Source organism: Alkalibacterium thalassium (assembly GCF_900101165.1).
GTDB classification, from domain to species: Bacteria; Bacillota; Bacilli; order Lactobacillales; family Carnobacteriaceae_A; genus Alkalibacterium; species Alkalibacterium indicireducens.
The window spans coordinates 64738-87631 of record NZ_FNFK01000005.1 but is presented as its reverse complement, the minus strand read 5'-3'; the positions used below and the strand labels follow the sequence as shown (position 1 = coordinate 87631).

At 42.0% G+C, this 22894-nt stretch carries 21 protein-coding genes and 1 pseudogene; 3 read left to right on the top strand and 19 right to left on the bottom strand.

What is annotated here, in order from left to right; all coding sequences use genetic code 11:
* Nucleotides 1-245, top strand: a pseudogene (locus BLR76_RS11745) (hypothetical protein); the annotation flags it as partial.
* 174 nt (nt 246-419) lie between these two features.
* Nucleotides 420-1232, top strand: coding sequence for a Cof-type HAD-IIB family hydrolase (locus tag BLR76_RS02565; RefSeq protein ID WP_091265072.1), 813 nt, complete (start codon nt 420-422; stop codon nt 1230-1232).
* 59 nt (nt 1233-1291) lie between these two features.
* Here the strand turns inward: BLR76_RS02565 and BLR76_RS02560 are convergent, their stop codons facing one another.
* The 13 genes from BLR76_RS02560 to BLR76_RS02500 all read right to left on the bottom strand — a co-directional run bounded on the left by BLR76_RS02560 (nt 1292) and on the right by BLR76_RS02500 (nt 16449).
* Entirely contained in the window at nt 1292-2782 is a 1491-nt protein-coding gene (locus BLR76_RS02560; protein ID WP_091265069.1) for a phytoene desaturase family protein, read from the bottom strand.
* A gap of 20 nt (nt 2783-2802) precedes the next feature.
* Entirely contained in the window at nt 2803-3471 is a 669-nt protein-coding gene (locus BLR76_RS02555) for an ABC transporter ATP-binding protein (protein ID WP_091265066.1), read from the bottom strand.
* Between the two features lie 9 nt (nt 3472-3480).
* Nucleotides 3481-4578 carry an ABC transporter permease gene (locus BLR76_RS02550; RefSeq protein ID WP_091265065.1) on the bottom strand — a complete coding sequence of 366 codons (1098 nt, stop codon included), beginning with the start codon at nt 4576-4578 and terminating at the stop codon, nt 3481-3483.
* 196 nt (nt 4579-4774) lie between these two features.
* Nucleotides 4775-6640, bottom strand: coding sequence for an oligopeptide ABC transporter substrate-binding protein (locus tag BLR76_RS02545; RefSeq protein ID WP_091265062.1), 1866 nt, complete (start codon nt 6638-6640; stop codon nt 4775-4777).
* Between the two features lie 18 nt (nt 6641-6658).
* Nucleotides 6659-7606 carry an ABC transporter permease gene (locus tag BLR76_RS02540; protein WP_245683004.1) on the bottom strand — a complete coding sequence of 316 codons (948 nt, stop codon included), beginning with the start codon at nt 7604-7606 and terminating at the stop codon, nt 6659-6661.
* Nucleotides 7607-7640: 34 nt separating this feature from the next.
* Nucleotides 7641-8600, bottom strand: a complete 960-nt coding sequence (locus tag BLR76_RS02535; protein WP_091265060.1) for an ABC transporter permease — start codon at nt 8598-8600, stop codon at nt 7641-7643.
* A gap of 2 nt (nt 8601-8602) precedes the next feature.
* On the bottom strand, nt 8603-9595 hold the full coding sequence (locus BLR76_RS02530) for an ATP-binding cassette domain-containing protein (RefSeq protein ID WP_091265057.1): 993 nt from the start codon (nt 9593-9595) through the stop codon (nt 8603-8605).
* Between the two features lie 2 nt (nt 9596-9597).
* Nucleotides 9598-10602, bottom strand: a complete 1005-nt coding sequence (locus BLR76_RS02525; protein WP_091265054.1) for an ABC transporter ATP-binding protein — start codon at nt 10600-10602, stop codon at nt 9598-9600.
* 221 nt (nt 10603-10823) lie between these two features.
* Nucleotides 10824-11063, bottom strand: coding sequence for an acyl carrier protein (gene acpP / locus BLR76_RS02520; protein WP_091265052.1), 240 nt, complete (start codon nt 11061-11063; stop codon nt 10824-10826).
* A 168-nt stretch (nt 11064-11231) separates the two neighbouring features.
* Nucleotides 11232-12230, bottom strand: a complete 999-nt coding sequence (gene plsX / locus BLR76_RS02515) for a phosphate acyltransferase PlsX (RefSeq protein WP_091265050.1) — start codon at nt 12228-12230, stop codon at nt 11232-11234.
* Nucleotides 12231-12258: 28 nt separating this feature from the next.
* Nucleotides 12259-14301 carry an ATP-dependent DNA helicase RecG gene (gene recG / locus BLR76_RS02510; RefSeq protein WP_091265047.1) on the bottom strand — a complete coding sequence of 681 codons (2043 nt, stop codon included), beginning with the start codon at nt 14299-14301 and terminating at the stop codon, nt 12259-12261.
* 78 nt (nt 14302-14379) lie between these two features.
* The gene (locus BLR76_RS02505; protein WP_091265045.1) at nt 14380-16038 is read right to left on the bottom strand and encodes a DAK2 domain-containing protein; all 1659 of its coding nucleotides are present in this window, start codon (nt 16036-16038) and stop codon (nt 14380-14382) included.
* Between the two features lie 45 nt (nt 16039-16083).
* Nucleotides 16084-16449 carry an Asp23/Gls24 family envelope stress response protein gene (locus tag BLR76_RS02500; RefSeq protein WP_091265043.1) on the bottom strand — a complete coding sequence of 122 codons (366 nt, stop codon included), beginning with the start codon at nt 16447-16449 and terminating at the stop codon, nt 16084-16086.
* Between the two features lie 362 nt (nt 16450-16811).
* Between BLR76_RS02500 and rpmB the strand changes: the two genes are divergently transcribed.
* Complete coding sequence (gene rpmB, locus BLR76_RS02495; protein ID WP_034299399.1) at nt 16812-17000, top strand: 50S ribosomal protein L28; 189 nt, start codon at nt 16812-16814, stop codon at nt 16998-17000.
* Between the two features lie 195 nt (nt 17001-17195).
* Here the strand turns inward: rpmB and BLR76_RS02490 are convergent, their stop codons facing one another.
* The 6 genes from BLR76_RS02490 to BLR76_RS02465 form a co-directional block, all read right to left on the bottom strand.
* On the bottom strand, nt 17196-17570 hold the full coding sequence (locus tag BLR76_RS02490; protein ID WP_176759581.1) for a PilZ domain-containing protein: 375 nt from the start codon (nt 17568-17570) through the stop codon (nt 17196-17198).
* A gap of 323 nt (nt 17571-17893) precedes the next feature.
* Complete coding sequence (locus BLR76_RS02485; RefSeq protein ID WP_091265038.1) at nt 17894-18538, bottom strand: thiamine diphosphokinase; 645 nt, start codon at nt 18536-18538, stop codon at nt 17894-17896.
* The gene (rpe, locus tag BLR76_RS02480) at nt 18539-19192 is read right to left on the bottom strand and encodes a ribulose-phosphate 3-epimerase (RefSeq protein ID WP_091265036.1); all 654 of its coding nucleotides are present in this window, start codon (nt 19190-19192) and stop codon (nt 18539-18541) included.
* Complete coding sequence (rsgA, locus tag BLR76_RS02475; RefSeq protein WP_091265033.1) at nt 19192-20106, bottom strand: ribosome small subunit-dependent GTPase A; 915 nt, start codon at nt 20104-20106, stop codon at nt 19192-19194. Before rsgA ends, rpe begins: the two co-directional genes overlap by 1 nt.
* A gap of 14 nt (nt 20107-20120) precedes the next feature.
* Nucleotides 20121-22133, bottom strand: coding sequence for a Stk1 family PASTA domain-containing Ser/Thr kinase (gene pknB / locus BLR76_RS02470; protein WP_091265031.1), 2013 nt, complete (start codon nt 22131-22133; stop codon nt 20121-20123).
* Complete coding sequence (locus tag BLR76_RS02465) at nt 22134-22862, bottom strand: Stp1/IreP family PP2C-type Ser/Thr phosphatase (RefSeq protein WP_091265029.1); 729 nt, start codon at nt 22860-22862, stop codon at nt 22134-22136.
* Nucleotides 22863-22894: the final 32 nt, after the last annotated feature.

The following is a 22894-nucleotide window of genomic DNA, read 5'->3' as shown; positions in this document are numbered from 1 at the left end:
TTTCAGCCAAAGGAGCTGGAAACTTAGCTTCAATTATTTCAGCTCGTAAAAACGGAACGCTTTTAGAAGCTTTAAGAGCCGAACTACCTGCATTTGAACAAACCATTGTCCCTGAATTTAAAGGCGCTGTTAGAGCTGTTTTGAAAAAGATTAATCGTCCTTCTATAGGCGTTAAAATGGGAGAAATAGCTAATTATAGTTCCACATCAAGTCCAATGGGACAACTGAAGAAAATGTTTGGGTAATGAAACACACAGAATGAGCCATTTTAATATTAAAATTGAAGAGTTACCATCTCTAGAAAAAAAAGTTTCCGCCAAAGTCTTGACACATACCCTTTTTCAATTCAAATATACTTTTCATTAAAGCTTTGATATACTGGATAAAGATGATTAAACGGTCAACGAGGAGAGATAGTAATGAAAAGAAAACTGATTGCACTCGATCTGGACGGAACGACATTAAACGATGAGTCCATGCTGAGTGTACGCACTAAGGATGTACTGAACCGATTGCGCAAGGATGGACATATCGTATCCATCGTGACCGGCCGGCCTTATCGCAACAGCTATTATTATTACAAAGAACTTGAAATGACAACACCCATCGTAAACTTTAATGGTGCCTGGTGTCATAACCCTTCTGAGCAAAACTGGTCTCACAGCTATCATAAGACATTGAGTAAAGACCTGGCCATCTCTATGCTCTCTCTGAGAGAGAATCCGGAAGTCCAGCTGATTGCTGCTGAGTCACAACAATCTATTTATATAGAAGGTGAATACATCCCTTATCCTGATTTCTTTCCTGAAGGCATTGAAGTCAGTAAACAGCTGACTTCTGAAACGCTTCTTGAAGATCCTACTTCTGTCGGTGTATTTACTTCTACTCGTCAGTACCAGCCTTACATCGAAGAAAAGATTATCGAACAGTATAGAGACGCTGTTGAAGTAAGAATGTGGGGCGGCGATACGCCTTGTCTTGAAGTAGTGGCAGCCGGTGTACAGAAAGCACTTGGCCTCGAACGGATTGCTGCATACTACAATATCGACCGCAAAGATATACTTGCTTTTGGGGATCAGGAAAATGACTATGAAATGATTCAGTACGCCGGACTGGGTGTTGTTATGTCCAACGGTATTGACAGGCTTAAAGCCATTGCCGGAGATATTACTTCCTTTTCTAATCATGATGATGGTGTCGCGCGTTATCTGGAATCTTACTTTGCAATATAAATAGACATCTAAGACCCGCTGAATCTATTCAAATCAGATTCAACGGGTCTTTATTTCGTTTATTTGTCGTCTAAAATAAGTTCTTCCGTTGCTATTTTTGCAGATGTCAAAACGATTGGAACTCCGGCTCCTGGATGAGTGCTGCTCCCAGTAAAATACAGGTTCTCGACTGTTTTTGACTTAGCCTGAGGTCTGAAATGATTGCTTTGAGTTAAAGTAGGTCTCAGGCCAAAGGTCGCTCCGTTATAAGCATTAAACTTGGACTCAAAATCTTTGGGTGTGGTATAGCTTTCAGAAATAATATCAGCTTCTATTGTTTCAAAGCCTTCAATCGTCTTAAGTTTATTGATTACCTGGTTTCTATAATGGGCAATTGTATTATTTGTCCACTCATACTTGGCTGTAGAGAGATCGGAAACAGGCACCAGAACATAGAGTCCATCCTTTCCTTCAGGAGCCAGATCTTCATCCAGTTTGGATGCAATGTAGACATAGAAAGAAGCCTGATCAAGCAACTTCCCTTCAAAAATATCCTCCAGATTTTCATCCAGATCCTTTGAAAATACAAAATTATGGATATTATCCACTTTATCGTACTTCTTGTCCATCCCCAGATACATGACGAAACATGAGCAGGAATATTTCATACTGTCGATTTTTTTGTCTGTGTATTTCCCTTTAGCTTTCGTATCTTTTACAAGGTTCTTCATAGCGTATGGAAAATCGGCATTGCACATGACATAGTCGGAAAGGATTTTTTCTCCATTCAGCTTTATTCCTGTAGCCTGCTTATTTTCAATGACAATTTCATCAACTTCTGCTCCATATTTTACCTGACCGCCAAGTTCCAGAAACAGTTTTTCCATTGAACTGGCCATCGTATACATGCCACCTTTTATGAACCAGATGCCGTATAAGTACTCGATCATAGGAATAATTGTGTAAAGAGATGGACCGTTCATAGGAGATATCCCTATATACAGAGTCTGAAAACTTAGAATCTGCTGCAGGCGCTTATCTTTGACGAACTTCCCTATTGAATGATTTGCACTGTCAAACGTCTTGAGCTTCATTGCCTGCTTGATCATGAATGGGTTATAGAAGTCAGAGGGCTTTCTAAATGGTCTTTGAATAAAATACTCCTTCGCAATCGTAAACCTTTCATAAATATCTTTCAAATAACCAAGAAATCCTATTACATCTTCTTCCCCAATCCCCTCAAGGTGCTCAACAAGTTTCACAAGATCTGACGAGACATCTATCTTCTCATCTTCAAAGAAGGCTGAATACATGGGATCAAGCCGCTGCATCGGGATATAATCATCCGGATTCCGTCCTGCCAGCTCAAATACTTCTCTATAAAGTTCGGGCATCATCACAATACTAGGTCCTACATCAAATGTGAAGCCATCTTTTTTAAGCTGATGCATCTTCCCCCCAGCCATTTTGGATTTTTCATATATCGTTACATCGTAACCTGCATGCTGCAGGCGGATTGCACTAGCTAAACCTGCTACTCCGGCACCTATGACACTAACTGTTTTTGACATGCCTATCCAACTTTCCTCTTTTATTTTTTGCTCAAAACGCCATCTTTCATTACATATACTGTATCGCAGTAATCCGTCAGTCTTTCGTCATGAGTAACCATGATGGTTGCTTTTTTCTTTTTCTTCGTTTCTCTTCCTAATATTTCAACCACTTCAAAAGCTCGGTCTGTATCGAGACTGGCCGTCGGTTCATCTGCGAGAATAACGGACGGATCATGATACAATGCACGGGCAATCGCCGCACGCTGTCTTTCACCGCCTGAAAGATCGCTTGGGAATTTATCACTTAACTCGTTGATTTTCAGCTCGTCCAGCAATGCTTTCGCATTATTTTTATCAAAATTGGAACGATTGATCTTGTTGACCAGACGAAGCTGATCTTTAACTGTCAGAAAAGGAATCAGATTTGATGCCTGTAGAATAAATCCTATTTCATCAAATCTTTTTTTAGCACGTTTCTTTTCTTCAAGCTCACTGAACTTTTCTTCGTTGATATAAACTTGACCTTCAGTAGGGGTCTGCAGACCACCAATTATAGTCAGAAATGTACTTTTTCCAGAGCCACTCGGGCCAATAACGGCCACAAATTCACCTTCTTCAACTGAAAAGTTTGTTTGTTTTAATGCTTCTATTTTTTTTCGTCCATCATTAAATGTTTTTGTGACTTGTTTCAATTCAATAAGTTTCATAATGATCTCCTAACTTATAGCTTCAATAGGGTCGATTTTTACTACCGTTCTCACTGAGAAAAATGCCCCCATTAAAGCTACAACAATTAATAAAGTTGTTATACCAGCAAAAAACAGAATATTATTCATATAGGGAACTTCATTTGGCAGAAGAAGACCTGTGATTAAAGTCAGCCCAAGACCAGTCAGCACTCCGAAGAGGGTCAGCAGCAGTGTCTGTCCAACTACTGATTTTCCTATATATCCGGACGAAATCCCTTGTGCTTTCATAACGCCTAAGATTGAAGTTTTCTGAAGTGTAAGGACATAGATGAATATACCTACGATCATAGCCGCAATAAGCACCAGGAAACCGATCATGAATCCGAAAGTGAGTACCTGTGCATTATATCCGGGTAAGTTACTGATAAACTCGTCGATTTCAAATATTTCCAGGTCATCAGTCCCCAGATCCACTCCTTCCAGTTCACCACTATCCGTCTGAACTACAACAGCACTAATGATCTCATCGTCTCTTTCGCCGAATCCACTTGCTCTGATATGCTGATAGGTTGACTGATCTGTGTATAATACTGGAGCGACATTAAATTTTGCATTATCCGTGAACCCGACGATTGTTACGGTTGTATCGATACCCGCAAGCGACAGTTCATCATTCAGTTCATATCCTTCTTCTTCTTTCAAACTGATATCCGCTATCACTTCATTGTCATTCTGAAGAGATTCCCCTTCCAGAATCTCAGGAAAGATGAATTCATCTTCATTAACTCCAAAAAACGTGACATTGACCTTCGAATCATCGTCATCTTCCGAATCTTCAACTAGCTGAACTACACTTGAGGTTACACCCAGAGAAGCAGTCTCCGAAGCATCGACCTCATCGACCAGTTCTTTTGGAAACATCGACATGTTGATATTAAGGTTTGATTCATCTGCAAGAACGATTCCAGTCGCCTCCCACTTATCAATGCTGGTTCTATTTTCCTGTGCTAGACCGTAAGCCAAGCCAGTCAGAAAAAAAACAAGATATGACACGAGAACAACCACTCCGATAATTAGAGCAAACCTGGTTTTAGAATACTTTATTTCTTTCCATGCTAAAAACATATGCATTACTCCTAAAAATATTAATTTGAATTCGAAGTAAATTGTGAATAAACTTACACCGATTAACTACTATCATACATCATTTTATAAATAACTACAATTATTTAAACTAAAAAAATCACCTGAAAAGATCAATGTCTTTTCAGGTGATTGAGCGATTTTTGAGCGATACTAGATAGTCTATCAGTGATTTTAATTATTCTGTTGCACGATCTTCGTCGATCAGGTACCAAGTGTGGATTCCAACACCTGGTGTGTCTGGATCTTCTCCTACAGTAATGTCGTAAGCACCAACACGGTTGTTGACTGGGAAGACTTCATTACGGAATAGAGTCGGGATGATTGGTAACTCTTCCATGAAGTACTCCTGCCATTCTCTGAATACTTCTGCACGCCATTCTCTATCGAAGCCCTGCTCGCTGAGCATATCTTCCATGAAGGCGTCATTTTCTTCAGTAGCCCAACGTGTGTAGTTGAACGGTGCATAACGGCCGTAAAGTCCGTCTGGAGTAGGATCTGTTCCAGTTCCCCAAGCAGCTTGGAAGATATCGATGTTTGGATCGTCGGCTTCAACACGGTCGTAGAATGAGTTGAACTCATGTAGACGTCCGTCAAGTAGTTGAACGTTCAATCCGATGTTTCTCCAAGACTGCATGTAGTACTCGGCAATTGGTTCTGCCACTTCTCCACCAGCCATTGATGCAAAGTTGATCACCAGTTCTTCTCCATCTGGAGTTTCACGGAATCCATCGCCATCTATATCTTCATATCCTGCTTCATCAAGCAGCTCGTTAGCACGATCTGGATTATAAGGATAGCCTTCAAGATCATCATTGTAGTAGTCAGCAAAGTTAGGGATGATCGGAGATGTTGCACGGCTGCGTAGTCCCTGGTAGAAACGGGCACCAACAGCATCGTTATCGATCGCATATGCCATCGCCTGTCTCAAGTTGACATCGGCCATTTTAGCATCTGGATCCGGAACGTTTTGAGCAGGCTCTATTACGTTGCCTTCATCATCTTCTTGTGCTTCCTGCCATTCACCTAGTTTAAATCCGATATAAGTGTAGGCATTTTCCTGACGACCTAGTATAGTATAGCCTGGGATATCTTTAAAGTTCTCAAACTGGTCTGTAGGCATGCTCAGGAACAAATCAAACTGGTGATTTTGCATAGCTGCTACAGCAGTTGAAGTTGGAACTGTTTCAAGTTCGATTCTTTCAATGTTTGGAGTTCCTCGCCAGTAATCGTCAAAACGAGTATACGATACTGATTCACCTGGAACGATGTTCTCGACCTTGAACGGACCAAATCCAATTGGGTTTTCACGGATTTCTGGTGCAGATTCAAGTTCAGCCACTGGAATATGTTCCAGATAGTGACGAGGTGCTGGATTAGTCCAGATTCCACCACCGGCTTGAAGCATCTGTACCCCTACAGATTCGTATTGAATTTCAAGAGTCTGGTCATCTACAACAGTGATCCCTTCAATGCTGTCAGCTTCACCATTTTTGTATGCTTCCATACCAACGATGCTCTGCATGTCAGAACTGTAACGAACGCCTGTGTAGTCCGGGTGACCAATGATTTCATGTGCAAAGGCAATGTCTCCGGCAGTTACTTGTTCGCCATCGTGCCAGTAAACATCATCACGTAAAGTAATCGTTACTAAGTTAGTATCCTGGTCAACATCAACAGTAGCTGCTCCAGAATCATCAAACCGGTAGTTCTCGTCTGTTCCGACAAGTGTACCCATTGTATACTGCATGACGGTTGCATCCGGGGCACCTGTGTAAAGCTCATAGCTGAAAATACCAGTGAATGGTGAATCAGTTACAAATCCAACGTTTAATGTTCCGCCTTCGATTGCTTCCCCTTCATTCTCGACTCTCGTCTCGAATTCAATCGGTGCAGGACCTTCATTAGCAGTTTCACCGTTGGCATCGTCTTCTACTTCTTCCTCAGTAGCGCCGTTCTCATCTACGCCGTTACCGCAGGCAGCCAAGATGAATGCTACAGCAGCAGTACTTGCAAGCATGCTATATCTTTTCTTGTTTGACATATTTTTTCTCCCCTTCTCTTATCCTAATCTTTGTTTAGCGTCTGCAGCACGTTGGAGCGCACGACCGACGTAGTTTATACACAGCACCAACACTAGGATGAGTGTTGAAGCCGGTAACCAAACCCAAGCTCTATTCTCCAGAATATCTGGATTGGTGGCATAGGCAACTAAGGTTCCTAAACTTGGTGTTCCAGGCGGAAGCCCGAAACCTAAGTAAGATAACCCTGTTTCTAAGCCGATACTTCCTGCAAAGTTCAGTGTCAGGTTGACGATGATCAGTGAACTGATGTTAGGCATCATTTCACGAAGCATGATCACGAGTGACGGAGTTCCCATTGTCTTCGATGCACTGATAAAATCCAATCGTCCGACTGTCAGTGCACGTCCCCTGATAAACCTTGCCTGGCCATGCCAGTTGAAAACTATAAGTATCAATGCAAATGTAAATACATTATAAGTCGGAACAATCGTAATAAAGATGATAATGATCATTAGCTGAGGCAAAATCATGATGAAGTCTATGATCCGCATGATGATGTTATCGATAAGTCCAGCATAGTATGCAGCAAGAATTCCGATAACAATACCGATAATACTAGTAACAACAGTCACTGACCATCCGAGAAGCAGTGAATTTCTTGCTCCTATTAGAAGAAGACCAAAAATATCTCTTCCCGCTGAATCTGTTCCGAGTATAAAGCGCATGCCTTCTCTAGCCGGATCTTCACTGAAAGACATAGGTCTCAAGTACGAATCCCACAAGCTGACGTTGGTAACCTGGTCCTGATCAATAAGGAAAGACCAGATGAATACGGTGACCAGAAGTCCAACCAGCAATATTAGAGAAGCCAGGGCCAGCTTATCTCTCATAAATTCGCGAACAATTACTTTAATCCCCATTGGTGGGGAAGAAGCGGCCATATCATCCGACAGGACTGCTGCTTCCGCGTCTTGGTTTGTAGCCATAAGATTTATTCATTCCTTTCCAGTTGAAAATAATCTAATCAATTCTAATACGTGGATCTACAGCCATCAAGATCAAATCTGAAAGTAATGTCCCTATCAATCCTAAGAATCCGTAGAACAACACAAGGACAAAGATGACACTGTAATCTCGCGTGTTGATTGACTGGAGGAATAAATATCCCATACCGCGGTAATTAAAGATCTGTTCGATAAAGATTGATCCGGTAAATAGACCTACAATTGTAAATCCAAATCCTGAGGCGATTGGAAGTGACGCATTTCTGAAGATGTGTTTAGTATAGACTTTGGAAATCGGGACACCTTTAGATCGTGCTGTCTTCACATAGTCTGATACTTTGGCATCAATTATTTCACTTCTTAGATACTGAATAATAGACGTGGTACCTAAGATTGCGGTTGTTATAGACGGAAGTATCAAGTGATATAATCGACTTGTCCAAACTTCCCAAGGGGTACTAGCATTGATGCTGACCGACCCTCTGGATGGGAACCAGTTAAGGTTGTACCCGAATATCCAGACCATCAGCAGGGCCAATACGAATATCGGAACGGCGAAACTGACAAAGTTATAGACCAGCACTGTTTTATCCAGTACAGACTCATTATATCTTCCAGCCAGTATTCCCAAAGGCAGACCGATAAGATACGTCAGAATAACTGATAACAAGGACAGCCTTACAGTATTTCCTAGTCTTCCACCTATTACAGCCACCACTGGCTGCTGATAGTTGAAACTTCGTCCGAAATCACCTTGGAGAGCATCTCCAACCCATCTGACATATCTGACAGGCAGAGGATCGTTCAATCCAAACGCTTCACGCTGCGCCTCAAGTTGAGCTGGGTCCAAGTTAGGATCGACCAGTCCTCGGAATGGGTCTCCAGGCATGAAATCAGCAATAATAAAAATCAGGATACTTAAAATAATCATTTGAGGAATCATTAAAAGTATTCGTCTAAAAATCGTCTTCCACATGTCTAACGTTCCCCTCCTGTTTTCACTTTCTCATTTTGCAGAGAAGCATTAGGTGCTTCCGGCTGAAGAGCAACAAGGTGATCTTTTTTGAATTCCTGCAGATCATATACTCGCCCGTCAGGATCATAGTATTCTGTTTCCTGTGCATCGTACTCGGCTTCTACGCGCTGTCTTTCAACTTTATGCGCAGCTCTAGTAGTCGGATCCATATCTGGAATCGCTGACAGGAGACGTTTAGTGTAAATATGCTGCGGGTTGCTGTAAATTTCCTTTTTAGACCCTTGTTCAACGAAGCGTCCTCTGTGCATGATTGCAATATCATCTGACATGTGCTGAACCACACCAAGGTCATGTGAAATGAAAAGGTAGCTTAAGTTGTACTCTTTCTGAATACGTCTCATAAAGTTAAGAACCTGAGCCTGCACGGAAAGGTCCAAAGCAGATGTCGGTTCATCAGCAATGATCAGTTTCGGATCACTCGCAACGGCACGGGCAACACCTATTCTCTGTCTCTGTCCACCGGAGAATTCATGAGGGTATTTGTACATAGCCTCGGCATTCATCCCAACGATCTCAAGTAGATCCACAACTTTACGCTTGATTTCATCTGGAGTATAATCAAAGTAATTACGCATAGGTTCTGCAATAACATCTAGAATACGCTTCTTCGGATTCATGGATGATGTTGCATCCTGGAAAATCATCTGAACGTCTTTGTTATACGCTGCATATTTTTCTTTGCGGCTTCTAGCTTTATTAGTTACATTCTGTCCTTCATATATGATCTGTCCTGAAGTCGCTTTCTCAAGACCAATGATCGTCTTTCCGATCGTCGTCTTTCCTGATCCTGATTCTCCAACCAGACCGTATGTCTTCCCGCCTTCAATCGTCAGGTTGACACCATCGACGGCTTTTACATAGCTCTGAATCGTGTTCAGCACGCCGCCTCGGATCGGATAATGTACTTTTAAATCTTTAACTTCAATAAATCCCATTATTATTTTTCCTCCCCTTCAAAGTGGAAATGCTTCCAGCATGTACATCTCACTTTGTGGTTTGGACTCACTTCATGCAAAACTGGATTTTCTTCATGTGCACTTTCAGGAATCCATGGAATACGCGGAGCAAAACGGCACCCTTTTCTTGGCAGTTTCTGAAGCGAAGGGACAGTTCCATGTATCACATGAAGCTCATCATCATCACTTTCCAGTTCATGAGGAATAGAGTTAAGTAAAGAACGTGTGTATGGGTGCTTAGGATTGGCAAACAGTTCTTCAACCGGTGCTTCTTCTACGATCTGTCCTGCATACATAACCGCCACTCTATCCGCTGTTTCTGCTACTACACCAAGGTCGTGAGTGATCAGGATAATTCCTGAACCTGTTTCGTCCTGTATGTCATTCATCAGGTCAAGAATCTGAGCCTGAATGGTAACATCCAATGCGGTAGTCGGTTCATCTGCAATGATGATCGGCGGTTTGTTGGCCAGTGCGATCGCAATGACGACCCTCTGTCTCATTCCACCTGACAACTCATGCGGATAAGCTTTCATTATCTGTTCAGGGCGGGGGATCCCAACCTGGTTCAGCAGTTCAAGCACTCGGCCTTTACGCTGCTGTTCATTTAAATCAGAATGGTATTCAAGTGATTCTGATATTTGATTAAAAATAGTCATAAGTGGATTTAGAGACCCTAGTGGATCCTGAAAAATCATACCTATGTCATTACCTCTAATTCGGTTATACAACTTTTCATTCAAGTCGAGAAGGTTTAAATCTTTATATAATACTTCTCCTTTAATTTGGGTGTTCTTATGATCGTGAAGTCCCATGATCGATGTAGCCAAAGTAGATTTCCCGCAGCCGGACTCACCGACTATTGCAAGTATCTCATTTTTCTTCAGCGTCAATGACACGCCATCTACAGCGTTGTGGTAAACATCTCCAAATCTGAATCCTGTTTCTAAGTTGTTAACCTCTAACAAACTTCGTTCGACGGCCACTACTTAACCTCCTATACTCTACTTCCCTGTAAGTCAGAGAAAATTATTAAACTCTCATTTGATTTTCATCAAAAGCTTAATAATATAAATCGAATTATACACCTGATTTATTATAATATCAATACTCTTTTTTAATTTTATAACAATAAGTTAAATTTTAAAGCTTTTTTTCTAACTTTATTCTAATTAAAATCAAGGAGTCATATTTTGTTCAAAATAAACTATGCGTTACTCTTGATGTAATCGACTGCTTTTCCGACAGTTGTGATCTGTTCAGCGTCTTCATCTGATATTTCTTTACCAAATGTATCTTCCATTTCCATGACCAGTTCCACTATATCCAGAGAGTCTGCACCCAGATCATCTTTAAACGTGGTGTCGCGTGTAATTTTTTCTTCATCTACACCTAGGCGCTCTACAATAATGTTTTTAACTTTGTCAAATACTTCCTGTTCATTCATTCTACTCTACTCCTCCGCTGATAATTGATCAGTTTCTATTAGTTCTATTAATCTATTATTAAAATATCATTTGATTCACAAGGATAATTGTATAACATCCTCATTGTAATTTCCATATTTTTTAAAAGAATTACAAAAAAACGTCATATATTACAGACGAGCCTGTACTTACTGATTTTCGAAATGCCTGATTAGATCTTCGAGGAGACTAGATTCGAGCATTTCTCTTATCTGTCTGATCGTATGGTAAACGGGCTCTTCAGTTGCTGATCCATGCGTCTTTATAACCGGTGCTTTAAGACCAAACAGGACTGCTCCTCCATACTTGGAATAATCTAGCAGATCTTTCACTTCTTTAAGACTGTCTTTAAGCATCAGCCCGCCAAGTTTGGCTTTGATCCCGTTGTCCATGATCGCACCTTTTATGACGCTCATCAGAGAGAGCGCGGTCCCTTCAATTGTTTTAAGCACCGCATTCCCTGTAAATCCATCAGTAACAACCACATCAGCAACCCCATCCAAAAGGTCTCTTGCTTCTACATTACCGATAAAATTGATTGCATCGTTCTCTTTCAATAGGGCATACGATGATTTAGACAGGTCATTTCCTTTGTTTTCTTCGGTCCCGTTGTTCAGCAGTCCAACAGTCGGCTTATCTATCCCGTGGACATGCTTTGAGTAATAGGTCCCTAAAGTGGCATATTGATTGATATTCAGGGGTTTCGAATCTGCATTTGCCCCTACATCGATCATATTGAAAACTGCCCGTTTATCTGATAATGCAGGTAATGTCGCCAGAAGTCCGGGACGATCGATCCCTTTCATACGACCAATAATCAATGTTCCTGCAGCAAGAAGCGCGCCGGTGTTCCCTGCAGAGAACAAGGCATGGTTTTCACCATTTTTTACAGAGTAAGCAGCTTTGACCATCGATGATTCTTTTTTTCTTCGAATTGATCTGACTGGATCGTCATCACTTTTGACCACTTCTTCAGAGTGAACGATCTCGATGTTAGGAAGATCTTCGCTCAATTCATTTCTGATAGCTTCTTCCTTCCCATATAAGACAAGTGTCACGTCTGAAAATTCTCTGGCTGCCCTTAAACAACCTTTAACGATTTCCTTAGGGGCGTTATCTCCGCCCATAGCATCTACAGCAATTCTCACTTTAATTTCCTCCTGTTACTTTCTAATGTTAGTCAAGGATCGGCTGCTGATCGAGGATGATTCCTATCTCATTTCTGAGTCCAGCATACGCTTCTTCCTGATAAAACTGTTCTGAATTCAGTAGAAGTATAGCCTGCTTACGTGCGTATTCTAAAATCACTGCATCTTCATTGATATCAGCAAGTTTGAATTCAGGCATCCCCGACTGCTTCAGCCCGAACATATCTCCGGACCCACGCATTTCCAGATCCTTCTCACTGAGGACAAAGCCGTCACTCGTTTCGGTGACGATTTTCATTCGCTCTGCTCCTTTTTCTCCTTTGGGATCAGCGATTAGAACACAGTAAGATTCATCTGCTCCACGCCCTACTCTGCCTCTCAGCTGATGTAGCTGAGCCAGGCCGAACCGGTCTGCGTCGTGAATGATCATTAATGTAGCGTTCGGGACATTTACGCCTACTTCGATGACTGTTGTCGAGACGAGCACATTCAGTTCGTTTGCCTGAAATGCTGTCATAACTTCTTCTTTTTCTGAAGGTGTCATTTTACCATGAAGCAGCCCGACTGACGCCTGACTTCCTAGAGCTTCCTGGTAGGTGGTCTGCAGCGCAGTTACGTTTTCAAGATCCATGGTTTCCGACTCTTCAATCAGCGGGCTGATGACATAAACCTGGTGACCTTTACTCAACTCTTTCTGTACAAATCCAATCAGTCTGTCAAAATGAGCCGGACGGATCCAGTAAGTGGATATCGGTTTCCTTCCCTTTGGCATTTCATCGATGATCGATACATCCATCTCTCCATATGCCGTAATCGATAACGTTCTAGGTATAGGGGTGGCCGTCATGAAGAGTACATCGGGGTGATAGCCCTTTTCTCTCAAAGCTTTTCTCTGATTCACTCCGAACCGATGCTGCTCATCAGTGATGACGAGAGCGAGAGACTTGTAATTGACCCCTTCCTGTATCAAAGCATGGGTTCCAACGACACAATCAATCGAACCATTTTTCAGACCTTCAAGGATGGCATCTCTTTCTTTCTTACGAGTAGATCCCGTCAGCAGAGCAACTGTAATGTCTATATCAAGGAACATCTCATCAAGAGACTCTTTATGCTGAGCGGCAAGAATTTCAGTAGGTGCCATGAATGCCGTCTGCCTGCCATCTGTCTGGGCAGCTAATATCGCTGCAGCGGCTACCACTGTCTTTCCACTCCCAACGTCCCCCTGCACCAGTCTGAACATCTGGCGGGAAGACAGAAGATCTTTACAGACTTCATTGACTACTCTTTTCTGAGCCTCCGTCAGTTCGTATGGCAGACTCCTGAAAAATGACTTCAGTCTATCAACATCATATTCGATACGATTACCAAACTGGCTGTTCTTCAGCTGTTTCTTACGCCAGATCAGTTTCATCTGATAGTAAAAAAACTCTCTGAATACAACTGAGTACCGGGCCTTTTCAAGCTGCTCATCACTTTCCGGAAAATGCATATTGAATATCGTCTCTTTCATGCTCGACAGCTTAAACTCTTCCAGTAGAGTCAGTGGCATATTATCCTCTATAAAAGGATGATAGATGTCCCATGCTTGTTTTATCAGTTTGAGCAAAGTAGACTGTCTGATTTTTTTCGTAGTATGGTAAATGGCCTCGGTATTCTGATTCTCATTTCCTGTAGAAAGGATTTTTATGCCGTTAAGCTGTTTTCTATTGATATCCCAGCGCCCGTATATCTTTAAAAGGTTACCGGCCTGTACCTGTTTCTGAAGGAAAGGCTGATTAAAGAAAGTCACGCTAACTATCACATGATCGCAGTTGATACGGAAAGTCAGTCGATTCTTTCTTCTCCCGAAGTGACTTAATACACCATCTGACAGTGCAATGCCTTCCAGCACCACTTTTTCGTTATCTTCAATTTCATCGATAGCTCTCACAGTCAGGTCTTCATAGCGAAAGGGATAATGGGTCAGAAGATCGTAAATTGTGTAAATCCCCAAATCGTTCAGAGCATCGACTCTTTTTTCTCCAACGCCTGAGAGTACTGATACCGGGTCTTGAATAGACTGATTCACAAACTCTCTCCTTTCTAAAAAAACAGGAATAGAGGAAACAACAGAATCACAAGTCGTTTCTCCTATTCCTCTTAATAATTATTCTACAGAAATCAGATACGGATAAACGGGCTGATCTCCAGCATGAATTTCAACTTCCAAATCAGGGAAGTGATCATTGATATACTCAGAGATTTTTTCAGCTTCTTCTTCAGTTCCATCTTCACCGATAAGCAGTGTGACGATCTCGCTGTCGTCATCAATCATCAGCTCTATTGTCTTGACCGCTACATCAAACATATCAGGTTCTGTTACTTTGATTTCTCCATCGATCAGACCCATGAAATCGTCCTTGCGGATCGCCAGGCCGTTGATTTCGGTGTCTCTAACTGCAAAAGTGATTTGACCGGATTTTACAAGATCCAGTTCTTCAGTCATTGTCTCTTTGTTTGTTTCCAGATCATGTGCCGGATTGTATCCCAGCATAGCTGTCAGCCCTTGCTGAATCGTACGTGTCTCAACGACAGCTGCACTTGCTTCGACGACTTGTGCAGCCTGCTCAGCAGCCATGAAGATATTCTTATTGTTAGGCAGAATAATGTAGTTGTCAGCCGGTACGCTTTCCATGGCTTTGACGATATCTTCAGTACTTGGATTCATCGTCTGTCCACCTTGAAGCACATAGTCAACACCCAGACTTTCAAACAGGACTTTAAGCCCTTCTCCAGGAGCTATAGCTACAACAGCAAAATCTTTTTTCTTAGTAGTCTGCGGAGTAGATTCGTCAGAATGAGACAGCTCAGAGTGCTGCTCACGCATATTATCGACTTTGATCTTCATCAGTGAGCCGAATTTCTGACCGTAGTTCATGACTTCGCCCGGTTTTTCGGTATGCACGTGCACTTTGATGACTTCTTCATCTGCTACGACTAGAAGAGAATCTCCGAGTTTATCTAAGTAATTTCTGAACTCTTCGTAGTCAAATTCCTGCTCAACTGTTTCTCCTTCGCCGATACGAACCATAATTTCAGTACAGTATCCAAACGTGATGTCTTCAGTTGATACATGCTCATGCACGCCGCCTCTATGGTGTTCTGCACGAACCAGTTCATCCAGTTCATGTTCTTCTTCAACAAGCTCTTCTCCAGTCAGTGAAGAAAGAAAGCCTTCATAAATATACACTAGACCTTGTCCGCCACTGTCAACCACGCCTACTTCTTTAAGAACCGGCAGAAGATCAGGGGTCTTTTTAAGTGATTTTTTAGCAGCAGTGAGGACAGTTTCCATTATCTCGATAACTTCGTCAGATTCCTCAGCCTTTTTCAATCCGGCTTTTGCTGACTGTCTTGCAACTGTCAGTATTGTCCCTTCTACAGGTTTCATCACTGCGTTGTAGGCTGTGTCTACCCCACCTTGAAAAGCTGCAGCTAATTCCTGTGCATTAATTTCTTCTTTGCCTTCGATCGCTTTAGAGAAGCCTCTGAAAAGCTGGGAAAGAATAACACCGGAATTTCCACGGGCACCCATAAGCAGACCCTTGGCCAGTGCCTGGGCAGTGTCTCCCATGTTGTCACTGGTTGAATCTTTAACAGCATTCGCTCCGCTGGTAAATGATAAATTCATATTTGTCCCTGTATCACCATCCGGTACCGGGAATACATTCAATGAGTTAACATATTCAGTCTGTTCGTCCAGACGTTTTCTACCCAGGGCCACCATTTCTTTAAACTTTTTTGATTTTAAACTCTTAACATCCACTTTTGCAATTTCCTCCTTTGTCACTTTTAGAACAGTGACTATGGCTTACATGTCATTTTGAACTCTTACGCCCTGAACATATACATTCACTGAACTGGCGACAATACCCAGGTCATGTTCCAGCTGGTATCTCACTCGCTCCTGAACATTTTTAGATACTTCAGTTATTTTCGTGCCGTAACTGACTACGATGTAGACATCTACAACAATACCCTGATCTTCCTGTCTGACCTCTACACCTCTTGAGTAGTTGTCTCTATTTAGGATTTCATTGATCCCATCTCTCACATGTTTACGGCTAGCCATACCTACGATTCCGAAAATCTCAGTAGCTGCTCCACCCACTACAGTCGATATGACATCATTTGACATTTCAATCGTTCCAAATTCATTGTTCAACTGAACACTCATCCTTTTTCCCCTTTCTCCTACTATATATACAGAGTTTTTTTAAAGGTTTCTTTGATATTCAAACATATTTTAGCATATCGCACCCCGTAAAAAAAGGCAAGATAATCCGGACCTTACCTCTGGGTATGTGATGAATAAACTGTTTATGTTATATCCTCCAGTATACACTGTTCCAGCCTACTTTTGTAGATAAAACTTACTATTCATAACGACTTTCAGAAAAAAATGTATACCGTCGGCTGTAAAGTAATAATCCTTGAACGATTATAAAAAAAGACTTGCTTCATTCACTGATATGTGATACTTTATATAAGTATGAGTTAGCTTTGTTTGTTAAAGCTATGCACGAAGGAGGAGAAAAAATGGCTAAAGAATGTTTTGTAACTGGACGTAAAGCTAGAAGCGGAAACAACCGCTCACACGCTAACAACAAATCAAAACGTCGCTTCGCTGCGAATTTACAAAAAGTTCGTATCATGGTTGATGGAAAACCTAAAAAAGTTTGGGTTTCTGCCCGCGCTTTAAAATCAGGAAAAGTTGAACGCGTATAATAATAAAATCATAGAGCCTGCAGATGTTAATTAATTTAGCATATGCAGGCTTTTTTTGATATTTTATTTATTTTAAAATGGGTTACCTAAGACAATCATCAAAACAACCCGACAGCTCAGGACAAACTAGTCACGGACAGTCGGGTTGTTTAAATCGAATAGTACTTAAAGGATCTCAGCAAACATATATAAAGTTCAGTCTTCTGAAAAAAGATCAGATTTATTCTGTTTGATCTGATACTTATTTATCACTCTGATTAGTCTCGACTCTTCTTTTACTGATAAAGGAGCTAGTTTTACGCCGTACTTAATGTACCGGTTCTCCTCTCCGCTCTTGCGGATAATGCATCCCTCCAGTTCAAACCATTCTTCTTCCAGTTCAAATTTAAATGTATATGTTAGAAACTCGGTGACCTTGAATGTTTCTCTACTCACAAAGGACAATCCGTTACCACTAATATTGTTGAGCGTTATTGTATACACCCTATCTTCTTTTGCCGGAAGGATCATCGTCGCTTCTTTAAACCCACTGATCCGGCAGCGGAAAAACTTCCTTCTATTATTAATCATCTGCATACCTCTATTCGCTATGTAAAAGCTTAATTAGTTATAGTATCAATTATTATATTTCTATATTACCATATCTGAGAGCGGTCTATACTATAAATTTTAACTTTAGACGTATCACTTGCTGTCTTTAGTATGGTGTTCAGACAACTATATTTTTATAAGGGATTGGATTTGTCACTATTATCCTTTCGCCACCTGATACTTCTGACTAAAAAACAATGAGGGCTCTCGCCACTTTTGGTGAGGTCTCATTGCTTTTTAGTCAAAGTTTAGTCATCTGGATTTCTTATCATTCCTGAAATCATATTCTGATATAAATGTATTCAGTCTCTACTTTGAACAAAAGCTATTATACCCGACTTAAAGGTCAGGTTTGCAGTTGCTGCCACGAACTCATTACTGATCAGAGCTGCTGGGTAGTCATAATTAACTCCATCGAGCTGATACTTGAACCCCTGACCAAGAGACAGGTGCTTGACCGGAGTCATCCCGATAACAGAGCAGTAAGTTTTATTATGCTCTTTAACCACTTTGTGTACGCCGGGCTGATAATACTTTATACTGTTAGTCTGATTGACAAACTCAATTTTTCCTTGGATTTTGTGGAATCTAGGCTGCAATGGAATCATAAGAATGCTCATCAGATGATCCAGACGCCCACCTGACCAGCCATAGACAATCAACTTCTCTGAGTCAAACTGCTTCATGGCATAGACCAGACTTAGCTCTGCATCCGTATCTTCTTTATCCGGATCTACTTCAATAAATGTCCCAACATGTTCTTTTATCTTCTGCTTTTCCACCTCTGAAATCGAATCGAAATCGCCAAGAGCCAAGTCAGGACTGTAGCCATTTTCAGTTAGGTAAAATGCCCCTCTGTCCACGCCGATGTAGTGATCCTGCTGTTTCTTTGGTGGCCAGGCTCTTTGCTCATCCGGGCTTCCCAGCATAATATGGACCGTACTCATCTATTTCACCGACTGTTTCAGATTGGTGATCTGCTGTCCAGCATCACTTGCACCATAGACGTATGAACCGGCTACCAGTACTGTAGCACCTGCTTCTATACAGACTTTTGCAGTCTCATCATTTATTCCACCGTCAACTTCTATTTCATAAGAATACCCGTGCTCTTGTTTCAGAGCAGCCAGCTGCTCTATCTTACTGACCGTCTCTTTAATGAACGACTGCCCTCCAAATCCAGGATTGACTGTCATGACTAGGACGAGATCTGTCATGTGCAGACTATCAGCTATCATGGAGACGGGAGTGGCCGGATTGATTACCAGACCCGCTTTAACTTCAGCTGACCGAATCATCTGGAGCGCACGATGCAGATGATTCGTGCTTTCAGCGTGAATCGAAATAATATCTGCTCCTGCCTCAGCAAAGTCATTGATATAATTTTCAGGGTTTTCTACCATCAGATGACAATCAAGAGGCAATTGGGTGTGTGGTCTAACGGATTTGACTATCGGGATACCAAATGACAGGTTTGGTACGAAATGCCCATCCATCGTATCGATATGGATCCAGTCTGCTCCCCCATTTTCAACTTTCTGAATCTCATTCTTCAGTTCTGCAAAATCCGCACTAAGAATCGATGGCGCAATTTTAACCATTATTTTCCCCTCTTCTTTCCATAACGTGGTTTTCTGTTCTGTATCTCTTCGATAAGAAAGAGATAGTTGTTGTATCTAAATGATGCTATCAGCTGTTCCTCTACAGCCTTCTTGACGGCACAATTTGGTTCATTCTGATGTATACATCCGCTGAACCGACAGTCTTTTCCTTTTTCCCATATTTCCGGAAAACAGGCTGACAGATTCTGTGCATCCAGCTCATCAAACTGAATCGCACTGAAACCAGGCGTATCTGCAACCAGGCCTCCGAGTAAAGGCACAAGCTCAACGTGTCGTGTCGTATGCCTTCCTCTTCCAAGTGATTTGGAGGTTTCCCCAATCTTCAGTTTAAGTTCCGGGTTAAGACTGTTCAGCAGGGTTGACTTGCCAGCTCCGGACTGCCCCATGAACACTGCCAGCTTATCTTTGACAAGATCTCTAAATCTCTCCTGCAGTATCTCTGGACTCACCTGCTTATTTTGATCCGGTAATATCACTTTGTATCCGATAGAAGTATAAATATCGGCAAGATCCTTTGCAGCAGCGTATTCTTCATCTGTCGTCAGGTCTGTCTTGGTAATGTAGATGACCGGAGTGATATGATGCTGCTCAAGAGACACAAGATAACGGTCAAGAAGTGAAGTAGAAAAATCCGGGTCCTTGACCGACATGATGACAAAGCCCAGATCCACATTGGCAACGGATGGACGGGACAGTTCATTTTCTCTCGGCATTATTTCTTCCAGTGTTCCTTCTTTGTCTGTCTCGAATGTAAACTTCACTTTATCACCGACGAGAGGTGTTTCATTTCTCTTTCTGAAAATCCCTCTCGGACGGGTCTGATACACATCTTTTTCAGGTGTCTGGATATAGTAGAAACCGCTGAGGGCTTTTATTATTCGTCCTTCGTGCAAGTAGCTTCCTCCTTCTAGTCGTTCGGACTTATCCCTGTTTCTTCTCTGATGACTTCCCCGTCTCTAACGATTCGGAAACTGGCTGTCTGTCCTTCTTCCACTACGAATGTAATGATTTCCGGAGTGTCCTCATAGATGTCAAAGGCTCGGTAGACATCGTCAAACGAGTTCTCAGCATCTTCGACATAAATCTCAATGGCATTGGGTGTCAGCCCTTCGTCTGATTCTCCGTTTTCATCATCTTCTTCATTTTCTTCATCTCCATCATTTTCTGCATCTTCTCCTGTCTCACTTAGGTACTCAATGATGATACCTCTGACAAACGTTACATATTCGGGTTCTTCAGGCCCAGTTGAGAAGACAACTGAGATTCTCGATCCCGGATATACCGTTGTTCCCGGTTCAGGAGACTGTCGGGCAACCTGTCCTTCAGGAATAGTATCGTGCGGTTCATTGGTAATAGTTACTGAAAGGTTCAGATCATCGGCATAGTCTTCTACTCCTACAGAAGAATATCCGACAAGACGCCTTAGAGTAAAACCTTCCGGACCACTGCTTACTTCAAGGGTTATCGTCGATTCACTTGGCACTACTTCTTCGCCGGCAGATATACTTTGGGAGACGACATTCCCTTCAGATATATCATTACTGAATACGTCTTCTCTTTCTACCGTGAAGCCCATATCTGTCAGTTCAGCCCTCGCATCCTCATATGAGACATTTTCATAATCTTCAAGGGTGATCATCTCTTCCCCCAGGCTGACAAACAGGTTAACTGAAGCAAATTCCCGGAGTACTGCATCAGGTGACGGATTTGTACGGATTATTCTACCTGCTTCCACATCACTGCTGTTCTGCTCAACGATATCTCCCACCTGCAAATTCAGTTCTTCCAGTTCTTCTTCGGCCTCCTCAAGAGTAAGGCCTGATAGATCCGGCACACTCACCTCTCTTGGTTGTGTCATACTGAAGACCAGAAGAGAGCCAATCAGCATCAAAAGAAGAATAATGATGAAAAGCAAGCCTTTCCTCCGCCGTTTTCTCTTCTTCTCTTTATTAGGTTCGGGTGAAGCTTTATCCGGCTCTTCAACTGGTTTTTGCTCAGCTGAAGGTGCTTCAATTTTATCCGGTCTGATTTTTACCGGTTCAATCATACGTGTTTCATCATCGTGTGTCGATACAGGCATAAATTTCATTTCTTCTGCCCGTGATTCTGACAATGTTGTTTCAAGATCCTTCTTCATCTCTGTGACAGACCGGTAACGATTACCCGGTTCTTTAGCTGTGGCTTTCAGAACAACATTTTCGAGAGCCTGCGGAAGTGAAGAATCGTTTTCTTTTAGTGAAGGCATGTCGTTCTGGAAATGCTTCAAGGCAATCGATACTGGAGACTCCCCATCGAATGGCACACGGCCCGCGAGCAGTTCGTAAAGAAGGATACCCAGTGAATAGATATCTGACTGCTTCGTTGCCATACTTCCTCTCGCTTGCTCGGGCGAAATATAGTGAACGGATCCCAGCAGCGAGTTAGTTTGAGTAATGGAATTTTCTGACAATGCTACTGCAATCCCAAAGTCCGTTATTTTTACTTTTTCACTATGATCGATAAGAATATTCTGCGGTTTAAGGTCTCTATGGATAATATTGTGATTATGTGCATATTCTACAGCAGCTAAAATCTGAGACATGATTTCGATTGTTTTTTTATAGGGTATCGGATGGTTCTGACGAATAAATTCCTTAAGATCGTATCCCTCCACGTATTCCATGACGATGTAAGGTGTATCATCTTCCCCTACATCGACCACATTGACTATATACGGATGTGTCAGCTCAGTTGTTGAAAGGGCCTCTCTCTTGAAGCGTCTGATACTGGTCTCATCATTATGAAAATTATAGGCCATCAGTTTAACGGCCACATTTCTTTCAAGGATAAGATCTTCTGCCAGGCAAACTTGTGCCATACCTCCGGATCCTATTTCTCTTATTATCTTATATCTGTTGCTAATTCTTTCTCCGGGAATCACTTACGCTCCCCTCCTAACATTCTGCGACTGTTCAGTCAAATCGATCAGGCAGACGGTTATATTGTCTGTCGATCCATTTTTTAATGAAGCATCAATCAAGGCTTCAGCTTTGCTACTTAAATTTAGTTCACTCTGCACGATGTTGTTCATCTCTTTCCTATCGATCCCATTCGATAGCCCATCGGAGCAGAGCAGGATCAGCTGTGTCTCTTCTTTATTCAGTTCAAAAAAGTCAATCATCACTTTGTCAAACACTCCTAGCGAGCGTGTGAGGGTGTGCCTCTGATGATGATTTTTCGCTTCTTCCTCAGTAATTTCACCGCTCAGTCGGAGTTCGTTGGCAAACGAATGATCGACTGTGATCAGACGCATATCATCGTCAGCATTCAGCTGGTATGCTCTGCTGTCCCCGACGTTAGCTATTACGATCGCTTCATTAATAAACGCTGCAGTAACAAGGGTGGTTCCCATTCCCTGAAGATCATTGTAAGTCCTGGCTACTCTGTAGATCCGCTGATTCTCTATATTGATCTGCCTGTCAAGCCATTCCTTAACATCTGCTGAAGTGGCAAAAGCTGTTTCCTGCCATCTGTGACCCAACTGCATGACAGCCATCTCGCTTGCAATATCTCCAGCCTTGTGTCCACCCATGCCGTCACATAAAATAGCCAGCAGCTGATCGGCCTGATTATAAAAGAGTTCGACAAAATCCTGATTAATCGTTCTCATTCCAATATGTGTTTTCTTATAAGTATTCAGTT